The organism is Xanthomonas sp. NCPPB 3218 (assembly GCF_056725185.1).
In genome coordinates this window covers 4,510,842-4,528,603 of record NZ_CM161516.1, presented here as the reverse complement: position 1 = coordinate 4,528,603, position 17,762 = coordinate 4,510,842, and the positions used below count along the sequence as shown (strand labels likewise).

Sequence of the window (17,762 nt, the reverse complement as noted above, 5' to 3'; positions counted from 1 at the left end):
GTTGCCAGGGCAGGTGAGGAGGGCATCAAGGCATGCTGCACTTGGTAGCGCTCTCTGGTGCGTCCCTGCGCCATGCGGCGCGCTGCGCACCGCGATTCAGCCGGTGTCGGCGTATGTCACGTCGCCGCCGATGCAGCCTCGTACGGCAGCGGCGTGGCGCCGGCGGCACGCAGGCTGGCTTCGGCATGCTGCAGCGAGGACTCGTCGGCGTCGATGATGACCAGGACGCGCCCTGCCTGGATTTCGTCCTCGAATTGGCGGCGGACCGGATCGGGGACGGTGGCGCCGATCAGTGCAGACGACCAGGTGCCGACCAGGGCGCCTGCCAGCGCCATGACGCCGGCGCCGGCGATGGTGAGACCGATCGGAGGCACGGCGATGGCAACCAGTCCGGCGACCAAGCCCGCAGCGCCCCCGGTGGCGGCGCCGCGCGCGGCAGCAGGGAGAAAATCCGTCTTGGCATCCTTGCGCTCATCGGGAATGCCTTGCAGCTCGATATCCGAACGGGCAATCAAGGACAGCGCATCGTTGTCGATGCCGGCGCTGCGTGCGGCTTGCATGACGCGTTGCGCACTTTCGATATCGGGCGTGCTGTAGACACGGCGCAGTTTCATCGCAAACTCCCATGCAGGTTAGAACTGCAGCGTTGGACGGGCACGGTTAGTCGTGCGTGATCGCTGTGCGAGCGTCCTGCGAAAACCGCTACGCGGGCTTGCGCGGAAACAGGTAAATCAGCCAGCCCACCAGCAATGCCGCCCCGGCGGCCGCCAGGTTCTGCCAGCTGGCGCTGGCCAGTAGGCCCAGCGACAGCAGCAGCGCTGCGATGGGAATGGCCGGCCCGCCAGGTAGGCGCAAGGTGTCGGTGCGTTGCCGGTAGCGACGCGCCAGCACGATCACCGCCGCAGCAGTGCCGATGTAGGCAAACAGCCGCGTGACCATCGACAGCAATGCCAGCTGCGTAAACGAGCCGGACACCGCCAGCGCCAGCGACAGCACGCCCTGGGTCAGCACTGCCGCAGCCGGGGTGTGGAAGCGCGGATGCACACGTGCCAGGAATGCGGGGCCGTAGCCATCGTGTGCCAACGCGAACAGAAAGCGCGGCCCGAGCATGACCGTATTGCTGGTGGTGCCGAGGATGGAAATGGTGGCACCCACGGTGAGGATCAGCGCCAGCGCCTCGCCGCCGAAACGGCTTGCGGCATCGGCCAATGGCGTGGGCGAGGCGGCAAGATTGGGCAGCGTGCCCTGTGCGACGACCTGGACCGCGGCGTAGATCAAGGTGACCGTGACGATCATGGTGATCAGCGCAAACGGCACGTCGCGGCGTGGGTTGCGGTATTCGCCAGCGGCCGCAGGAATGTTTTCAAAGCCTGCATAGGCAAACAGCAGCAGCAAGGCCGCTTCGCCCAGATTGCCCAGGTCGCGCAGATCCGGCGTGGTGCCGGCAAAGGCCCACGACCAGTCCACGTAGAACAGACCGATGGCCACGAACAGCAGCAACGGCACCAGCTTGCCGATCACCAGCGCGATGCCGGTACGCGCAGCCGATTTCACGCCGATCACGTTGATGGCGGTGAGCAGACCCAGGGAACCGACGACCACCAGCAAGCGTGCCCAGTGATCGGTCGCCACGGTCGGCCAGAACCGCGCCACCGCATCGGCCAGGCCGTTGCTCAATGCCGCTGCCGAACTGATGCGCGTGAGCCAGATCATCCAGCCGATCTGAAAGCCGACAAACGGGCCAAACGCCTCACGCGTGTACAGGTAACTGCCGCCCGGCGTGTCGAAATAACTGGCCGCCTGCGCGTAGCACAACACCAGCAACGCCACCGCCAGACCGGCCAGCATCACCGCCCACAGGCTCATCGGCCCCAGCAGTGCCGCGGTGGCCGCGGGCAGCAGATAGATGCCGCTGCCGATGACATCGTTGATCGACAAGCCGACGATCTGCCAGCGGCTGACCACGCGGACCAGGCCAGTGGAATCGGGTGCAGGAGCCGGGGTGGTCATCGTGCCGCCTCCTTCAATTCGGGCAACTGCCAGTGGGCTTGCAGGCGTGCATATTCGGCACGTGGCAACAGCACGAACAGCGGTTTGTCGTCGGGCTTCAACCAGGCCAGCAGGCGTTGCATGTCGGCTGGCGCCATCGCGGTGCAGCCGGCGGTGAACTGGCCCGGCGTGCGCCACAGGTGCGCGAAGATGCAGCTGCCGCGCCCGGGAACCGCATCGGGATTGTGGGCGATTACGAAGCCCTCGCTGTAACGCGCATCGCCGGGATGTTGCAGGTCCAGGCGCATCGGTTCGGTCGACCCGGCCACTGCGGCCTCACCGACCTGTGCGGCATCGACGATGCGGTTGTACAGCGGCGAACTCGGCACATCCATGCAGTAGTGGGTGGCGCGCATCGCCTGGTACGGCATGGCGCTGTCGATCTGCTGGGCGTAACCGAAGGCCGGGCCGATCGCGAATACACCGGCCGGGCTGCGGCCGTCGCCTTCGCGCTTCTGCGGGCCTTGCGCCTGCGCCGGATGCAGGCCATCGCCCCAGGCACTGCCATGCCGCCCGAGCGCGACCGCGAAGCCCGGTGCGGCCGGTTGCCAGTGGCCGTCCACACGGGTGAATGTCTGCAGGCGCGCCTGGGTGCTGTCCCAGTCCGGCGTGGTCACCACGATCAATGCGCGCGCTTGATTCAGGGCATCGATCGGCCCGGCAGCGACGGCAACGCTGCCGCAGCTCGCCAGCGCCAACAGCACAGCGGATCGAAACAAGGTGGCAAGGCGCATGCAGGCTCCGGGGGGAATGGGTCGAGCGGGGGACGAGTCTGGGGGCGATACACGGTTGACGGAGACAGTACGCTGCTTTGGTGCCGCGTTGGGCACACCATCATGTCGCTACTGTACTCAGCAATGTGGCCGTGTGCCGCATGCGCGCGCCTGGTTCGTGCGACTGCTTGGCCGGGCTTCGAGTGTGTTTTGTTGTTCTCGGAGAGTTGGCCTCTGTGGCTGGCTGCAGAGCGGCTGATCTGGGGCATGGTTGCAGGGCCCTTGCCCGCCCACCATCGCAGGACACGCCGCAAGTACATCCTTGTAGGCTCTTACGCGGCATCCATGCCGCGTAAGGTCCCGCGACGGTGAGCGGGCAAGGACCTGTCGAGATGATCGGTGGGCATGGTGCAAGCAATGCACGACGTTCGCTGTCCGGGTGACTGCATGCGCAGAAGTGGTGAGGCATCGCGCCTGGACCGATGCGGCCTGGAGACCCTACTGACGTTTTAAGCCGGCAAGAGCTCCAGCCCACGGATGCGGCGGATGCCCAGGCCGGGCGAGTCGTCGATATGGATCTGCGCATCGTCGAAGTGCACGCCGCCCTCGGTGGGATCGAACTGCCCGAGCGCGGGCGCATCCAGATCCGCCAGGGTGATGCTGCCGGCCTTGGCCACCGCCAGATGCACTGCCGCAGCCACGCTGATGCTGGATTCGATCATGCAGCCGATCATGCAGGGCACGCCGTACAGGCCAGCGATATCGGCAATGCGGATTGCGTTGGATAGCCCGCCGGTCTTCATCAGTTTGATGTTGACGATATCGGCGGCACGGCGCTGGATGAGGTCGATCACCTGGACCGGCGAGAACACGCTTTCGTCGGCCATCACCGGCGTGTCGATCCGCGCGGTGACAAACGCCAGCCCGTCGATGTCCGCGGCCTTGACCGGCTGCTCCACCAGTTCCATCACGATGCCGGCGTGTTCCAGTGTGCGCATGGTGCGCACCGCCTGTTTGGGCGTCCAGCCTTGGTTGGCATCCAGGCGCAGCGGTGCGCGGCCAGCGACAGCGGCATGTATCGCGGTGATCCGCTCGAGGTCCGAGCCGCTGTCCTTGCCGACCTTGATCTTCAGTGACCGATAGCCACGTGCAAGCGCGGATTGCGCCTGCGCCACCATCACGTCGATGCTATCGACGCTGATGGTGATGTCGGTGGTGATGCGCGGCATGCCACCGCCGAGCGCCCGGTAGAGCGGGGTGTCCAGAGCCTGCGCCCACAGGTCGTAGAGCGCGATCTCCACTGCCGCCTTGGCGCTGGTGTTGCGCTCCAGCGCGTGTTGCACCAGCGCGCATAGCCGGTTGAGATCGGCCACGTCCTGGCCGATCAACGTCGGCCCGATGCAATGCTGGATCGCAGCGATGATGGAGCCGTGCGTATCGCCGGTGATCGGGGCGGTGGCCGGCGCTGCGCCATAGCCGATGTGGCCGCTGTCGGTCTGCAGCAGCACCACCACATCCTCGATCGCCTGCACGGTACGCACTGCTGTCTTGAACGGGGTCTTCAATGGCACGCGCAGCATGCCGAGGCGGAAGCCGGTGATCTTCATGGAGAGCCAATCGGTGCGATGCGTTGGATGCGGGTGATGTGGTCGACGAATGGTGTGCCGTCGCTGGCGAGCAAGGGCAGCAGCGGCGTCACCGACACACCGTTCAAGCGCGCGCGCTGCACGTTGCCGGCTGCGTTGCGGTAATTGGCGCCGGCCACGTCATGGATCACCCATGGCGCACCGCGCTCGTGTCCGATCACCAGCATCACATGACCAGGGATGTAGATCAGGTCGCCGACCTGCAGCCGGGCAAGTTGTTGCAGGCGCTGCGGCAGTGCGGCCTGCGCCTGGAACGGAACGCCCAGCAGCGCAGGGCTGCGTGCCTGATCGCCGGTATTGCGCGGCAATGCGATGCCCAGGCTGCGATACACATCCAGCACGAAACCGCTGCAGTCGCGCGCATCGTAATCGTTGCCCCAGCCATAGCGTTCGCCAAGAAATTTGAACGCCTGCTGCAACAACGCTGCAGGCGTGGCCGGCAACGGGCCCACGCGCACGTCGGCGCCGCGCGGGATCAGTGCCGGCACCAGCTGCAAGCGACCATCACTGTTGCGCAGCGGCAGCTGCACGACATGGGCGGCCTGCGGCAACTGCCCGTTGACCGGCTGCTGCGGCGGCCAGTCGCCAAGCAGTGGCACGCTGGTGCCCATGTCCAGCGCCAGTGCGGAGATGGCGGGTACCTCCGGGGTGTAGGCGCTTTGCACGCGTGCGCCGGTGACCACCAGTCGTGGGCGGCGTCGTGCATAGTCCAGCACTTCCTCACGCGTGCCCACGGCAATCCGGTCGGCGGCGATCCAGGCCGCATAGTTGGCTGCCAGCACAAAGTGCCATGCACCGTCGGCGCTGGTATGCAGCACCGCCACTGGTGTACCGGGGTAGAGCGCCGATTCCTGGAAGCGGTCGATATCATGGTCGTCGGTGGTGCTGAACACGCGTTGCGCGGTGGGGAAGGTGCGCAGTGCCGCGCGCTGCACCACCAGTGCAAACCGTGGCGTGACCTGCGCAGGCAGTGCATCCAGTGCCAGGGCGTGGCGCAGCGTCGCAAGGCGGGAGGCATCGATGCTGCGACCTTCGCTGTCGTACAGCGCACGCGTCGGCATGGCCGACAGCGCTTCGATGCGCGCGCGCACCTCGGCCGCCGGCAGCACTTCGGCCAGCTGCGACAGGTCGTGCATGGAGCGATCGTCACGCAGCAAACGCGCATTGAAGCCGGTGATCTGTGCGGTAGTCATGTGCAGCGTCTGCGCGTTGCCAGTGCGCTGGATCCAGTAGTCGGCGGTCAGCTGCGCATCGCTGGCCGCCAACGGTGCCGTGTGCGGTATCGGAGTGGCAGGCGTTGCCGCAGCGGCATCCCAGGACAGTCCAGTGACCAGCAGCAACAACGTCAGCAGGCGGCGCGACAGTGGCATGAAGAGGGCTCTTGATGGGATACAGCGACTGGCGAGGCTCTGTGCGGGAAATCACTACGGCAAGCGCATGGTGGACCTGCGCCGACCGCGCCGGCCTTTAGTGTACGCATGCGCATTATCACGGGTGCGTGTCGCATGGCGCAGCGGCGCTGTAAGGTCTGTCGGTCTCTGCGCACGTGCAGTCTGCCTGCCACCGGCCGCAATCGCGTGCTGCACGCCATCGTCCGCACGGCAGATAATGGGTGCATCGCCTGCGCGGCCCATCAGGGTGCTGGTGCAGCGCAAGCCCTTGCCGTTTTGCCAGGAGAATCCGATGTCATCTGCTCCCACGCTGTCGCCATCGCCCTGGCTACGCGCCGCGCTGTGCCTGGTGGTGCTGTCACTGGGTGCGTGCGCGCATGCGCCGCAGCGCAACCCGCTGGCCCAGTGGGTGCCCTCGCCCAATTACGACACGCGGCGGCCGATCCTGATCGTGCTGCACTTCACCGACCAGCAATCGGTGCCGCAGAGCCTGGGTACGCTGCGCGGGCGCAATAGCGGCGGCCGGGTCAGTGCGCACTATCTGATCGGCGAGGATGGCGCGCGCTATCAACTGGTCAGCGACGACCAGCGCGCCTGGCATGGCGGCGCCGGGCGCTGGGGCACCATCACCGACATCAATTCCGCCTCGATCGGCATCGAACTGGACAACGACGGCAGCGAGCCGTTCGCGCCCGCCCAGATCGACAGCCTGCTGGTGCTGCTGGACGACCTGTGCACCCGCCTGCGCATTCCGCGCACGCAGATCGTCGGCCATGAAGACGTGGCCCCGACCCGCAAGAACGATCCCGGCCCGCTGTTTCCGTGGAAGCGCCTGGCCGACGCCGGCTTCGGCCGCTGGCCTGCCGCCGATGCCCCCCGCCGCGCCGGCAGGCTTCGATCCCTGGCAGGCGCTGGCCCTGCTCGGCTACAGCCTCGACGATCCCGCCGCCACGCTACAGGCATTTCATCATCACTACCGCGGCAGCGACGCCCACACGCTGGATGCCGAGGATTTGCGCATCCTGCATGCGTTGACCGGGCCGCTGCGACCACTCAGCGTGCCAGTTACTGCCAAGCAGCTTGAGAGCGAAGGCTCATAAGTGCATCGTGGTCGCGTTCGCCAGCGCCATCCTGGCGACCGATTCGGGCGTGATGCCTGATGTGCAATGTCCCCATTGATTACAAGGGAAAAAACGATGAGGCAAATCAGGTCGGTGCGGACATTGCGTCGGCGGGTTCGGGGAGCGGTATGTCAGGCACTGCTGTCGATCGCGGTGGTGCCGTTGGTTGCCGCAGCTGCCGAGGTGCATGTCTCTTCGGCAACAACCGCCGCACAAGCCGGTCTGGTCAATGTGCACGGCCTTGCGCCCGAGATCGCGGTGGACATGCGTTATGCGGGCAGCAACAACTTCACCGGGCGTGTGGTGCCGGGGTATGAGGCGCCCACGTGCTATTTGCTGCGTCCGGCGGCGGAGGCGCTGGCACGGGTGGCGCGGTCCCTCAAGTCCCAGGGATATCGACTGCAGGTGTTCGACTGCTACCGGCCGGTGCGGGCGGTGCAGGCGTTCGTGGCCTGGGCTGCGGATCTGCAGGATCAGTCGACCAAGGCGCAGTACTACCCGCGTGTGGACAAGCGCGCGCTGTTGGGCGACTACATTGCCGAGACTTCGGGGCATAGCCGTGGCGCAACGCTGGACCTGGGCCTGCTCGATTGCCGGCAGGGCCCATGCCAGCCGGTGGCGATGGGCACCGACTTCGATTTCTTCGATGCGCGTGCGCATACCGATGCGCGCGACATCAGCCCCGCCCAGCGTGCCCACCGCCAGCAGCTGTTGCGTGCCATGGCGGCGGAGGGATTTGCCAACTATCCGATGGAGTGGTGGCATTTCACCTTCCGCCCCGAGCCGATGCCGGATACCGCGTTCGATGTGCCGGTCAACTGAGCAACCGCGCCGCAGGCGGTGACTCGGCCACCGGCCTGTCCATGTTGTGCATCACCCCAAATCGCTGCAAGGAATTGCCATGTCCGACCCGGAACGCTTTATCGATATCGCCTGCCCGTATTGCGGGGAGTGGATCACCCTGACGCTGGATCTGACCGGCGGCGACCAGCACTACATCGAAGATTGCCAGGTGTGCTGCAAGCCGATCTCGGTCAGCGTGCAGTGGGATGAGGAAGGCGAGGCGCAGGTGAGTGCGCGCGGGCAGGACGATGCGTGAGCGCGGCGTGCCGCAGCATCGGGCACTCGTAGCGCGCGGCCGGTCCGCGTTCGCGTAAGCGCTCGCGCTTGCTGCCTGGGCAGGGATCCATCACCCGCAACCGCTAGACTGATGCGCCTGCTGCCTGGATCCTCACGATGAATCTGCCTCTGCACTTCGGTCTGCTCGGTTCGCTGGAGGCTGGCCTGATCGCGTTGGTGCTGGGTGTGCTGGTCTTCGCCGGGGTCGAGCACATCGGCCGGCGTGTGCACTTCACCCACGGGCACACGCTGGGTATTGCCTGTCTGCTCGCAGTCGCCATCGGCGGCGGCTACGACATCTGGAATCTCGTCTACACCAGCATCGTGCGGCTGGAGTCGCCGCTGTATGCGCGCCTGGCATTGGCCAAGATCCACGATCCCAACGAATTGGGATCGCGGGTGATCCTGGAAGTGGCTGGGGCGATCGCCGGTGTGGTGCTGGGTTGGAAAATGTTCAGCTCCGGAAGCTGGGATGACGAGGCACCGAATGCGTAAATTTACGTTATGAAATGCGGCACGGTTCGCATATTTCGATGCATCGAATGAGCTGCTTCTGTTTGGCTCACCGATGTCTAACAGATGGCTAGGCGCAAACGTCCGACGCGTGGTTAAGAGGATGTTTTGCGGGAACTTGCGGCGGGTTTTGCGTTCATTCGGGCTGGGTAAGGTGGGGCCATGTGCGGCGACACCGCGCATTCCCAAGCCAAGGAGACCACCCAATGAAGAATCGCAACCGCACCTCGCTGCTCGCCGCCACCGCCGCTCTTGCCGCCGCCCTGGCGCTGCCGGCGATGGCGCAGAGTACGCAGCAGGATGCCGCCGCGACGTCGGCCCAGTCGGGAAGCTCTGCCACAAGCGCGGCACAGCCTGCGCAGTCCGGCGGCGGCCAGACCTGGGCGAGCGTCGACACCGATAGCGACGGCGCCATCAGCACACAGGAGGCCCAGGTCAATGCCGGGCTCGCGCAGATCTTCAATGACGCCGATTCCGACAAGAACGGCAAGCTGACCCCGGACGAATACAAGGCGTTTGTCGCCAAGCAGCAGGGCGGCGCAGCGGGTAGTGGGTCGCAAGGCAACTGAGGTAGTAGGTCGCAAGGTAGTGAGTTCGTTTGCTGACGTGTTTTTTCGACATCAGGAGGCAGCTTTCGCGATTGCAGTCATTTGAGCTTTGTTGTCGTTTGATCCGTGGCATCGCTTTGTGGATGCCCGTGATCGGCAAGTAGCAGCATGACCACGCAACAGGATGGACACGCGGGAGCGATCTGCCAGGGTCGCTCCCGTTTTCTTTACGTGCACCGCGCTAGATTGCCCGCTCGTCCCTTCGGCACACTCTCATGCTGCTGCGTATCGCCATGCTGGTCGGCCTGTCGAGCCCACTGTGGGCGCTCGCGGCGCCGCCGGAGTTGCCGCCGGCCAACCCGTCGCGTGCGACCTCCACCACAGGGCCGGCAACACCGACAATGGCGCCGTTGCCGATCGACCCACCACCGCCTGCCACCACGCCCTTGCTGCCGGCCGACGCTGCAGCGCCATCGGCTGCCAAAGGCGGTGCGGAGGCCGCACTGGCGCCGCAGGCCGGCACGTTGGCGCCACGGACCTTCCGCAGCCTGGACAGCGACGCCGACGGCTCATTGACCGTAGACGAAGCCGGCGCCGACCCCGTCCTGCGCGAGAATTTTGCCGGCTTCGACAGCAATGGCGATGGGCGCCTGTCGCGCGACGAATTCGCCAGCTACCAGCCCGGTCCAGGCGACGCGGCGGGGGATTGACCGCGGCAGCGCTCCAGTGCGCTGCTAAACTGGCGCGATGACCTCTTCTGCACAGCGCGACGGCCAGGCGATCCAACTGGTCGGCTTCGACGGCGACGATACCCTCTGGAAAAGCGAGGACTATTACCGCACTGCCGAAGCGGATTTCGAAGCGATCCTGGCCGATTACCTGGATCTGGGCGACAGCCGCATGCAGCAGCACCTGCTGGCGGTGGAGCGGCGCAATCTCAAGGTATTCGGCTATGGCGCCAAGGGCATGACGCTGTCGATGATCGAGACGGCGATCGAACTGACGCAGGCGCGCATCGCCGCACGCGACATCCAGCGCATCGTCGAGATCGGCCGTGCCACGCTGCAGCATCCGGTGGAGGTGATTGCCGGCGTGCGTGAGGCGGTCAGCGCAATTGCCGCCGACTATGCGGTGGTGCTGATCACCAAGGGCGACCTGTTCCATCAGGAGCAGAAGATCGAGCAATCCGGTCTGGCCGATCTGTTTCCGCGCGTGGAGGTGGTGTCCGAGAAGGATCCCCAGACCTATGCGCGCGTGCTGGGCGAGTTCGACCTGCCGGCGCAGCGCTTTGTGATGATCGGCAATTCCTTGCGCTCGGACGTGGAGCCGGTGCTGGCCATCGGCGGCTGGGGGATCTACACCCCGTACGCGGTGACCTGGGCGCACGAGCAGGAGCACGGCGTGGCCGCCGACGAGCCGCGCATGCGCGAAGTGCCCGACGCTGCCGGCTGGCCGGCGGCAGTGCATGCGCTGGATGCAGTGGCCCGGCAGCACGCGCTAAGCTGAGCTCCGTCGCGGCCAGCGCCGCGACCTGGATCTGCCGGCGCAACCAGCGGCGCCCAGCAACAGGACGTTTCCGGTCAGGCGTGCATGCCTGGCCGACTAGGAGGGATCACCGATGCGCATGTTGTCGTTTACCTGCCGTGTCAGCCTGGCCGTATTGCTGGCTCTGTCAGGCGGCGCGCCGTCACTGACGGCTGCCGAGCTCGAGGAAGAAGTCATCAACCCGAGCGAAGTGATCTTTCGCGACGGTCAGCCTTACTACGACGATGGCGGCAACTATGTCCGCCTGCGTACGCGTCGGGACGCGGGAGAGCTGGTGTATTTCCGCATGGTGCGCTTCGACCGCGAGCAGGGTTATGTGGATGCCCAGGGCCAGAGCATCGCGACCTTGCAGACCCGGCCGGACCGGCATGAGCGCAGCAGCGTATTTGCTGCCGACGGATATTCGGGCGAGCGCTACGGCCTATACGGCGGCGACGCCCGTGGATACCTCGGGTATGGCGCCGGGCTACGGCTAGGCGCGTCGCGCAACCGCCCGTACGGCCAGATCTATTACGGCAATGGTCTGTACGGCCCGGACCCTTACAGCAGCCCGCACAATCGCGATGCGCGGCAGCGTTACATCGGCCCGGGCTATGTGGGTGCCTGCGATCTCAGCGGCTGCCGCGAAGTGCACTACGGCGGCTTTTACGATCTGCGCTGAGCGCGGCCGGCGCCGCTGTGCGCGCGCCAGACATGCGAATGCTCGTGGCGAGCCGGCGCTACGCATCCGTTCCGACTCGGGGCATCCCATACGGCTGGCGCGCTGACGGCGCGCCGCCTGTGTCGGTGGCGCAAGCGCTCGGCCTGACAGCGACGCGGGCATGCGGCATCATCGGCGCATGCCTTCACTGCTTACCTCGCTGTTGCGATCCCTGCCGCTGCTGAGTGCGCTGCTGCTGCCGATGCTGGCAGTTGCGCAGACGTCGCCTGCGCCTGCCGCTGCGGCACCGGCTGCTGCGCCGGCAGTGACGCCAGGCACCGGCGATGCCTGGGTGGACCAGCATCTGGCCGACATGGGCAGCTACGCACAGCGCTACCCGGACAGCTTCATCGGCGAAGTTGCGCGCTACACCGGCACCCCGCGCGGCTATGTGCAGGCATTGTTGCAGGTGCATGGCTGGCACGCCGGCGACATCTATTTCGCCTGTTTCTGGGCGCAGACGCTGCAGTTGTCCTGCCGCGACACCGTGCGCGCCTACAGTCGCGACCATCATGACGGCTGGGAGGGCGTGATCACGCGGCTGTCGGTCACGCCGGAGACCGTGCATATGCGCGCGCTGCGGCACGCCATCGTCGCCAGTTACGACCGCTGGGAACGTCCGATCACCCTGGACGCACTGCTGCGCCGCCAGCTCGGCGATCACGCGCAACGGCTGGAAGCCGCGCGCCAGGCCAGCGAGGCGGCCGAGGCAGCGGCGCAGGCCGGGCTTTAGAACGGCTGGCAAACCGACGGCGTAGCCACCAGGCGGGTGTGGCGGTGCTAGGAACCGGCGTGTACCACTCGCACGCTGCGTTTACTGCGCGCCGTCCACGCACATCCGGTGGCTGCCGGCTCAAGGTGGGGTTGGCTACCGGCGCGGCAGCGTGCTATTCGGCTTCAACTCGCTGCAGTATTGGCACCGGAGCCGTGCCGGCCGTGCGGTGCGCGCCGGGTCGGCCTGAGCCTGGGCGAGGCTGGCGGCCTCTCGCGCTTGTTGGCCATCCCCGGAGCGACCCACAAGATGACTGTGCTCCCGGCCACACAGGCGCAGCCGGCAGTAGGACCGACATGGACCACGCCGTGCGCTGGGGTTCCAAGCTTGTGCGCCATCCGCATCCAGCGGACGACTGCTCGCCACGGATCGCCAGCCGCCACTCGATGCGTTTCACGCCTGGTGGGAACCTGCGCAGCGGCAAGACGTGAGGTGACCGATCGGCTGCGCGCCTGTCTGCGCGCCAACACAGGCGCCGGCATGCTGCCGTGCAGCTGGCCGCCGCAGGGCGCGGTCGGCGAGAATGCCGCAACGCCGGCGTTGGCCGGCCCTGCCAAGACCAGCCCATGCGCGATACCGTGTTTGTCTCCCCCGATCACATCCGCAGCCTGTTCGCGCAGGCGATGTCGGACATGTATCGCGCCGAGGTGCCGTTGTACGGCGACCTGATGACGCTGGTGGCGCAGGTCAACGCCGACACCCTGAGTGCCGATCCCGCCCTGGCCGCGCGCCTGCAACGCAACGACGAGCGCGCGCGGCTGGATCTGGAACGGCATGGCGCCATCCGGGTCGGCACGGCGCAGGAACTGGCCACGTTGCGGCGGCTGTTTGCGGTGATGGGCATGCATCCGGTGGGCTATTACGATTTGTCGGTGGCCGGTGTGCCGGTGCATTCCACTGCGTTCCGCCCGATCGACGAGGCGGCGCTGTCGGTCAATCCGTTCCGCGTGTTCACCTCGTTGCTGCGGCTGGAGCTGATCGAAGACGCCGCGCTGCGGGCGCAGGCGGCGCAGATCCTGGAGCAGCGGCAGATCTTCACCGCCGCCGCGCTGGAGCTGATCGAGCAGCACGAGCGCCACGGCGGGCTGGAGGCGGCGCAGGCGCAGCAGTTCGTGGACGAAGCGCTGGAAACCTTCCGTTGGCATGGCGATGCCACGGTGTCGCTGCCGACCTACCGCGCGCTGAGCGAAGCGCACAAGCTGATCGCCGACGTGGTGAGCTTCCACGGGCCGCATATCAACCACCTGACGCCACGCACGCTGGATATCGATGCGGCGCAGGCGCAGATGCAGCGCGCCGGCATCGACGCCAAGGCGGTGATCGAAGGGCCGCCGCGTCGGCGGGTGCCGATCCTGCTGCGCCAGACCAGTTTCAAGGCACTGGAGGAGCCGGTGCGCTTTGTCGGCGACAGCGGGCAGGCCGAGCACGGCACGCACACCGCGCGCTTCGGCGAGATCGAACAACGCGGGCTCGCGCTGACGCCCAAGGGCCGCGCGCTGTACGACGCGCTGCTGGCGCAGGCACGCGACAGCGATGGCGCGGGCAGCACCGGTACCGATTACGCCACGCGGCTGCAGACCGCGTTCGTGGCGTTTCCCGACGACGAAGCCGTGCTGCGTCAGGAAGGCCTGGGCTATTTCCGCTATGCGCTGACCGAGGCCGGACGTGCCGACCCCGCGCAGGTGGCGGCAATGCCGGCAGAAACCGCGATTGCGCTCGGTCTGCTCAGTGCCGATCCGATCATCTATGAAGATTTCCTGCCGGTGAGTGCGGCCGGTATCTTCCAGTCCAATCTCGGTGGCGCCGAACAACGCGCCTATGCCGCCCATTCGAGCAAGCGCAGTTTCGAACAGGCGCTGGGCGCGCAGGTGCAGGATGAGTGCGCGTTGTATGCGCAGCTGGAGCGGGCGTCGCTGCAGGCGTTGCTGGTGTAGCGGTCACGGCGCGCCGTCGCCCGAACAACGCATGTAACGCACGGTTTGCATCTTGCACACCGACCATCTCGACAGGTCCTTGCCCGCCTACCGTCGCGGGACCTTACGCGGCATGGATGCCGCGTAAGAGCCTACAGGGACGTACTTGCGGCGTGTCCTGCGATGGTGGGCGGGCAAGGGCCCTGTAACCAGGCCGCAGCCCCGCCGCGCGACAACTGATCCATCCCTGATCCATCCATACCGTCCAACACGTCAAGACAGCCGAACTCCGGATCGCAGTGTCGTCTGGATGCGGTCAAACACGTGGGCTCTGGCCAAAAGCCGCGTGAGTCGAGCGTGCATTTGCAGCTCGCATCACTGTGCCGCGTTTGAATGCACTACCAGCAGCGATGCCCCTGCGGCATGCCGGCAATCGACGAGCGATGGCGAAAGATGCGGGCCACCGGCATACCGGCCGGCACGCGTGAGTCCGTGCAGACCGGCGCGCGTGGGGCATCGCTCAGTGCGCCGACGCCGGGCGCCGTGCCGCCGCGCGCTCTGCCCGGCGTGCACGTGCACGCGCGCGACGCGCCTTCCAGCGTTCGCTCAGGCAGGAGAAGATCACGTACAGCGCCGGCGTGCTGAGCAGGGTCAGGCTCTGCGAGAAGATCAGCCCGCCGATCATCGCGATGCCCAGCGGGCGGCGCAGTTCGGAGCCCTCGCCCAGGCCGACCGCCAGCGGCACCGCGGCCAGGATCGCCACCATTGTGGTCATCATGATCGGGCGGAAGCGCACGATCGAGGCCTCGCGTGCGGCCGCGCGCGCATCCATGCCGTGCACGCGCTGCGCCACCAGCGCGAAGTCGATCATCATGATCGCGTTCTTCTTGACGATGCCGATCAGCAGCACCAGCGCGATCATCGAGATCACCGACAACTCGGTGTTGGTGAGGAACAACGCCAGCAGTGCGCCGACGCCGGCGGCCGGCAGCGTGGACAGGATGGTCACCGGATGGATCAGGCTCTCGTACAGCATGCCCAGCACGATGTAGACGGTGAGCACCGCGGCCAGCAGCAACACGCCCATCGAGTTGGGGCTGAGTTGCACATTGAAGCTGTCATCGCCACTGAGGCGGATGCCGTCTGGCATGCGCAAGCCTTCCACGGTGGACTTGATGATCAGGTCCGCCTCGCCGGTGCTCACGCCCGGTGCGAGGTTGTAGCTCAGATCCATCGTGGTGTACTGGTTTTCGTGGACGATCTGCGGCGGCGCCAGCCCGGGCACCTGGGTGGCGACGGAGGTGATCGGCACCATCAGGCCGGCGCGGTTGGGCACGAAGACCTGGTCCAGCGCCTTGGGCGTTGCCGTTTGCGAGGGCAGTGCATTGACCACCACGCTGTACTGGTTGAGATCCGAATAGATGGTGGAAATGGAGCGCTGGCCGAAGGCGCCATACAGCGCGCCATCGATGGCACCGACCGAAATGCCCAGGCGCGCGGCCTTGGCGCGGTCGATCACGATGTTCTGGCGCAGGCCCGATGTATCCACGTCGGTGCCGACATCGCGCAGGCGCGGATTTTTCTTCAACGCCGCCTGCAGTTTGGGCAGCCATTCCTGCAGCTGCGCCAGGTCGTTGCCCTGCAGCGAAACGCGGTACTGCGCACCCTGGCTGGTGCCGCCACCGCCGTCGCTGGGCAGGTCCTGGATCGCGCGCAGGCGCAGATCCAGATCCGGGTAGCGGTCGGCCTTGGCGCTCAGGCGTGCGACCACCTGCGCGGTGGTGTCGCGGCGGCCTTCGTCGCGCTTCTTCAATTCGATATTGAACGAGGCGCTGGAACCCTGCCGGCCGGAGCCCAGCCGCGCGCCGACGGTCTTCACCGCCGGGTCGGCCATCAGCATGTCGGTGATGCGGCGCTGGCGGCTGACCATGTCGGCAAACGACACCGTGGCGCTGGAATTGGCGCGGCCCCAGATCAGGCCGGTGTCCTGCGCCGGGAACGAGCCCTTCTTGACTGCGCCGCCGAGAAAGACGGTGGCGGCGATCAACAGCAGCGGCGTCAGCGACAGCAGCAGGGCGTGCCGCAGCGAGAAATCCAGCGCCACCGTGTACACCGCGAGCATGCGCTCGTGCATGCGATCCAGCCAGGCGCCGAAACGGCTGGGTTTTTCCGGTTCGGTGTGTGCGGAAAGAAAGCGGCTGCACAGCGCCGGCGTCAGGGTCAGCGACACCAGCATCGACACCACGATCGCCGCCACCAGGGTCACGGTGAACTCGCGGAAGAACGCGCCGATCATGCCGCTGGCAAACAGCATCGGAATGAACACCGCCACCAGCGAGGCAGTGATCGACACGATGGTGAAGCCGATCTCGCGCGCACCGGCCAGTGCGGCATCCAGACGCGGCATGCCTTCGTCCAGATGACGCATGATGTTTTCGATCACCACGATCGCATCGTCGACCACAAAGCCAATGGCGATCACCAGCGCCAGCAGGCTGAGGTTGTTCAAGGTGAAGCCCAGCATGTACATCACCAGCGCCGAGCCGGCCAGCGACAGCGGCACGGTGACCGCCGCGATCAGCGTCGGCGCCAGGCGGCGCAGGAATAGCGCCATGGTCAGGACCACCATCGCCAGGCTGATCAGCAGCGTGGCCTGCACCTCGTGCAGCGAGGCGCGGATGGTCGGGGTGCGGTCGAAGTAGGGCGTCAGCTTGGTGCCGGGCTGCAGGTAGGCGCGTAGCTCGGGAATCTGCGCCTTCACCTGGTCCACGGTTTCGACGATGTTGGCGCCGGCGCGGGTGAAGGCGTACATCACCACCGCCGGTTTGCCGTCGAACCAGGCCGCTTGATAGGCATCCTGTTGGCCGTCGTAGACGGTGGCCACGTCGCCCAGCCGCACGATGCGGCCATTGGACTGGGTGGAGATCGCCAGCTGGGCGAAATCGGCGGCCTTGGATACCGAATCGTTGGCCACGATCGCCATGGTGGTGTTGCCGTCGGACAGGAATCCGGTCGGCGAGGTGACGTTGGCCGCGCGCACCGCATTGCGCAGATCGTCCGGGGTCAGGCCCAGCGCGTTGAGCGCGCGCAGATCCACATCCACGCGGACCGCCGGCGTGGAGGCGCCGGCGATATCGACCGAACTGATGCCGGTGATCTGGCGCAGCCGTTGCGCCAGCAGCGAGTCGGCAACGTTGTAGAGCTCATCGGCCGATTGCGTGTCCGAGGTCAGCGCGATGGCAATGACCGGGTCGTCGTTCGGATTGGCTTTCGAATAGATCGGCGTGCCGAGCCCGGACGGCAGGTCCGATTGCGAGGAGTTGATCGCCGTCTGCACATCCTGCGCGGCCGAATCGATGTTGCGATTGCTCTGGAACACCAGCACCACCAGGCTGCTGCTCTCCGAACTGGAGGAGCGCATGCGGTCGATGCCTGGCAGCTGGCCCAGGTGGCGTTCCAGGGGTGCGGTGACGGTGGAGGCCATGGTGCTGGCATCGGCGCCGGACTGCGTGGCGTGCACGAAGATCACCGGAATCTGGATGTTCGGCAACGCCGCCACGCCCAGCCGCAGGTAGCACATCAATCCGATCACGAACAAACCGATCGCCAGCAGCGCGGTGCCGATCGGGCGCTTGATGAAGGGCGCGGAGATGTTCATGGGGTGACTGCCGGGAATCGGGATTCGGGATTCGGGAATCGGGAAAGGCAACGGCCAGCGCAGCTGCCATGCGT

General features: G+C 66.4%; 15 protein-coding genes and 2 pseudogenes. 11 read left to right on the top strand and 6 right to left on the bottom strand.

Annotated features, from left to right (window positions below):
- Positions 1-116 precede the first annotated feature (116 nt).
- From AC1PLS_RS18985 to AC1PLS_RS18965, 5 genes are all read right to left on the bottom strand, one after another.
- Positions 117-614 carry a hypothetical protein gene (locus AC1PLS_RS18985; protein ID WP_184433103.1) on the bottom strand — a complete coding sequence of 166 codons (498 nt, stop codon included), beginning with the start codon at positions 612-614 and terminating at the stop codon, positions 117-119.
- An 88-nt stretch (positions 615-702) separates the two neighbouring features.
- A complete protein-coding gene (locus tag AC1PLS_RS18980) occupies positions 703-2,010 on the bottom strand; it encodes an APC family permease (RefSeq protein WP_184433105.1) in 1,308 nt (435 codons plus the stop codon).
- The gene (locus AC1PLS_RS18975; RefSeq protein ID WP_126966505.1) at positions 2,007-2,783 is read right to left on the bottom strand and encodes a L,D-transpeptidase family protein; all 777 of its coding nucleotides are present in this window, start codon (positions 2,781-2,783) and stop codon (positions 2,007-2,009) included. The genes AC1PLS_RS18980 and AC1PLS_RS18975 overlap by 4 nt, the downstream gene beginning before the upstream one ends.
- Positions 2,784-3,271: 488 nt before the next feature.
- Complete coding sequence (locus AC1PLS_RS18970; RefSeq protein ID WP_184433109.1) at positions 3,272-4,369, bottom strand: dipeptide epimerase; 1,098 nt, start codon at positions 4,367-4,369, stop codon at positions 3,272-3,274.
- The gene (locus AC1PLS_RS18965; RefSeq protein WP_102256990.1) at positions 4,366-5,778 is read right to left on the bottom strand and encodes an SH3 domain-containing protein; all 1,413 of its coding nucleotides are present in this window, start codon (positions 5,776-5,778) and stop codon (positions 4,366-4,368) included. The genes AC1PLS_RS18970 and AC1PLS_RS18965 overlap by 4 nt, the downstream gene beginning before the upstream one ends.
- A 313-nt stretch (positions 5,779-6,091) precedes the next feature.
- Here AC1PLS_RS18965 and AC1PLS_RS18960 point away from each other — a divergent pair.
- The 11 genes and pseudogenes from AC1PLS_RS18960 to hglS all read left to right on the top strand — a co-directional run bounded on the left by AC1PLS_RS18960 (position 6,092) and on the right by hglS (position 14,051).
- Positions 6,092-6,899 (top strand): annotated as a pseudogene (locus AC1PLS_RS18960) (N-acetylmuramoyl-L-alanine amidase).
- A 96-nt stretch (positions 6,900-6,995) separates the two neighbouring features.
- A complete protein-coding gene (locus AC1PLS_RS18955) occupies positions 6,996-7,742 on the top strand; it encodes a M15 family metallopeptidase (protein ID WP_240307503.1) in 747 nt (248 codons plus the stop codon).
- Between the two features lie 79 nt (positions 7,743-7,821).
- Positions 7,822-8,019 carry a CPXCG motif-containing cysteine-rich protein gene (locus tag AC1PLS_RS18950; RefSeq protein WP_016903162.1) on the top strand — a complete coding sequence of 66 codons (198 nt, stop codon included), beginning with the start codon at positions 7,822-7,824 and terminating at the stop codon, positions 8,017-8,019.
- Between the two features lie 137 nt (positions 8,020-8,156).
- A complete protein-coding gene (locus AC1PLS_RS18945) occupies positions 8,157-8,534 on the top strand; it encodes a hypothetical protein (RefSeq protein ID WP_184433112.1) in 378 nt (125 codons plus the stop codon).
- Between the two features lie 224 nt (positions 8,535-8,758).
- A complete protein-coding gene (locus tag AC1PLS_RS18940) occupies positions 8,759-9,121 on the top strand; it encodes an EF-hand domain-containing protein (protein WP_024938867.1) in 363 nt (120 codons plus the stop codon).
- Positions 9,122-9,375: 254 nt separating this feature from the next.
- Positions 9,376-9,810: an EF-hand domain-containing protein gene (locus AC1PLS_RS18935; protein ID WP_439655000.1), complete on the top strand. Its 435-nt coding sequence runs from the start codon at positions 9,376-9,378 to the stop codon at positions 9,808-9,810.
- Between the two features lie 37 nt (positions 9,811-9,847).
- Positions 9,848-10,606 (top strand): HAD family hydrolase, encoded by a 759-nt coding sequence (locus AC1PLS_RS18930; protein ID WP_046344739.1) that lies wholly within the window; start codon positions 9,848-9,850, stop codon positions 10,604-10,606.
- A 112-nt stretch (positions 10,607-10,718) separates the two neighbouring features.
- Positions 10,719-11,306 (top strand): hypothetical protein, encoded by a 588-nt coding sequence (locus tag AC1PLS_RS18925; protein ID WP_184433117.1) that lies wholly within the window; start codon positions 10,719-10,721, stop codon positions 11,304-11,306.
- 160 nt (positions 11,307-11,466) lie between these two features.
- Positions 11,467-12,078 (top strand): hypothetical protein, encoded by a 612-nt coding sequence (locus AC1PLS_RS18920; RefSeq protein ID WP_184433120.1) that lies wholly within the window; start codon positions 11,467-11,469, stop codon positions 12,076-12,078.
- 124 nt (positions 12,079-12,202) lie between these two features.
- Positions 12,203-12,357, top strand: a pseudogene (locus AC1PLS_RS18915) (beta-ketoacyl-[acyl-carrier-protein] synthase II); the annotation flags it as partial.
- A 326-nt stretch (positions 12,358-12,683) separates the two neighbouring features.
- Positions 12,684-14,051: a 2-oxoadipate dioxygenase/decarboxylase HglS gene (hglS, locus tag AC1PLS_RS18910; protein WP_102256982.1), complete on the top strand. Its 1,368-nt coding sequence runs from the start codon at positions 12,684-12,686 to the stop codon at positions 14,049-14,051.
- Positions 14,052-14,550: 499 nt separating this feature from the next.
- Here the strand turns inward: hglS and AC1PLS_RS18905 are convergent, their stop codons facing one another.
- Entirely contained in the window at positions 14,551-17,688 is a 3,138-nt protein-coding gene (locus AC1PLS_RS18905; protein WP_024938873.1) for an efflux RND transporter permease subunit, read from the bottom strand.
- Positions 17,689-17,762 lie beyond the last annotated feature (74 nt).

Bases quoted from the DNA above. Each gene is read 5' to 3' on its own strand.
- AC1PLS_RS18975 (WP_126966505.1), bottom strand. From the start codon at position 2,783: ATGCGCCTTGCCACCTTGTTTCGATCCGCTGTGCTGTTGGCGCTGGCG.
- AC1PLS_RS18950 (WP_016903162.1), top strand. From the start codon at position 7,822: ATGTCCGACCCGGAACGCTTTATCGATATCGCCTGCCCGTATTGCGGG.
- AC1PLS_RS18905 (WP_024938873.1), bottom strand. From the start codon at position 17,688: ATGAACATCTCCGCGCCCTTCATCAAGCGCCCGATCGGCACCGCGCTG.
- AC1PLS_RS18920 (WP_184433120.1), top strand. From the start codon at position 11,467: ATGCGGCATCATCGGCGCATGCCTTCACTGCTTACCTCGCTGTTGCGA.
- AC1PLS_RS18955 (WP_240307503.1), top strand. From the start codon at position 6,996: ATGAGGCAAATCAGGTCGGTGCGGACATTGCGTCGGCGGGTTCGGGGA.
- AC1PLS_RS18965 (WP_102256990.1), bottom strand. From the start codon at position 5,778: ATGCCACTGTCGCGCCGCCTGCTGACGTTGTTGCTGCTGGTCACTGGA.
- AC1PLS_RS18930 (WP_046344739.1), top strand. From the start codon at position 9,848: ATGACCTCTTCTGCACAGCGCGACGGCCAGGCGATCCAACTGGTCGGC.
- hglS (WP_102256982.1), top strand. From the start codon at position 12,684: ATGCGCGATACCGTGTTTGTCTCCCCCGATCACATCCGCAGCCTGTTC.
- AC1PLS_RS18935 (WP_439655000.1), top strand. From the start codon at position 9,376: ATGCTGCTGCGTATCGCCATGCTGGTCGGCCTGTCGAGCCCACTGTGG.
- AC1PLS_RS18985 (WP_184433103.1), bottom strand. From the start codon at position 614: ATGAAACTGCGCCGTGTCTACAGCACGCCCGATATCGAAAGTGCGCAA.
- AC1PLS_RS18940 (WP_024938867.1), top strand. From the start codon at position 8,759: ATGAAGAATCGCAACCGCACCTCGCTGCTCGCCGCCACCGCCGCTCTT.
- AC1PLS_RS18925 (WP_184433117.1), top strand. From the start codon at position 10,719: ATGCGCATGTTGTCGTTTACCTGCCGTGTCAGCCTGGCCGTATTGCTG.
- AC1PLS_RS18945 (WP_184433112.1), top strand. From the start codon at position 8,157: ATGAATCTGCCTCTGCACTTCGGTCTGCTCGGTTCGCTGGAGGCTGGC.
- AC1PLS_RS18970 (WP_184433109.1), bottom strand. From the start codon at position 4,369: ATGAAGATCACCGGCTTCCGCCTCGGCATGCTGCGCGTGCCATTGAAG.
- AC1PLS_RS18980 (WP_184433105.1), bottom strand. From the start codon at position 2,010: ATGACCACCCCGGCTCCTGCACCCGATTCCACTGGCCTGGTCCGCGTG.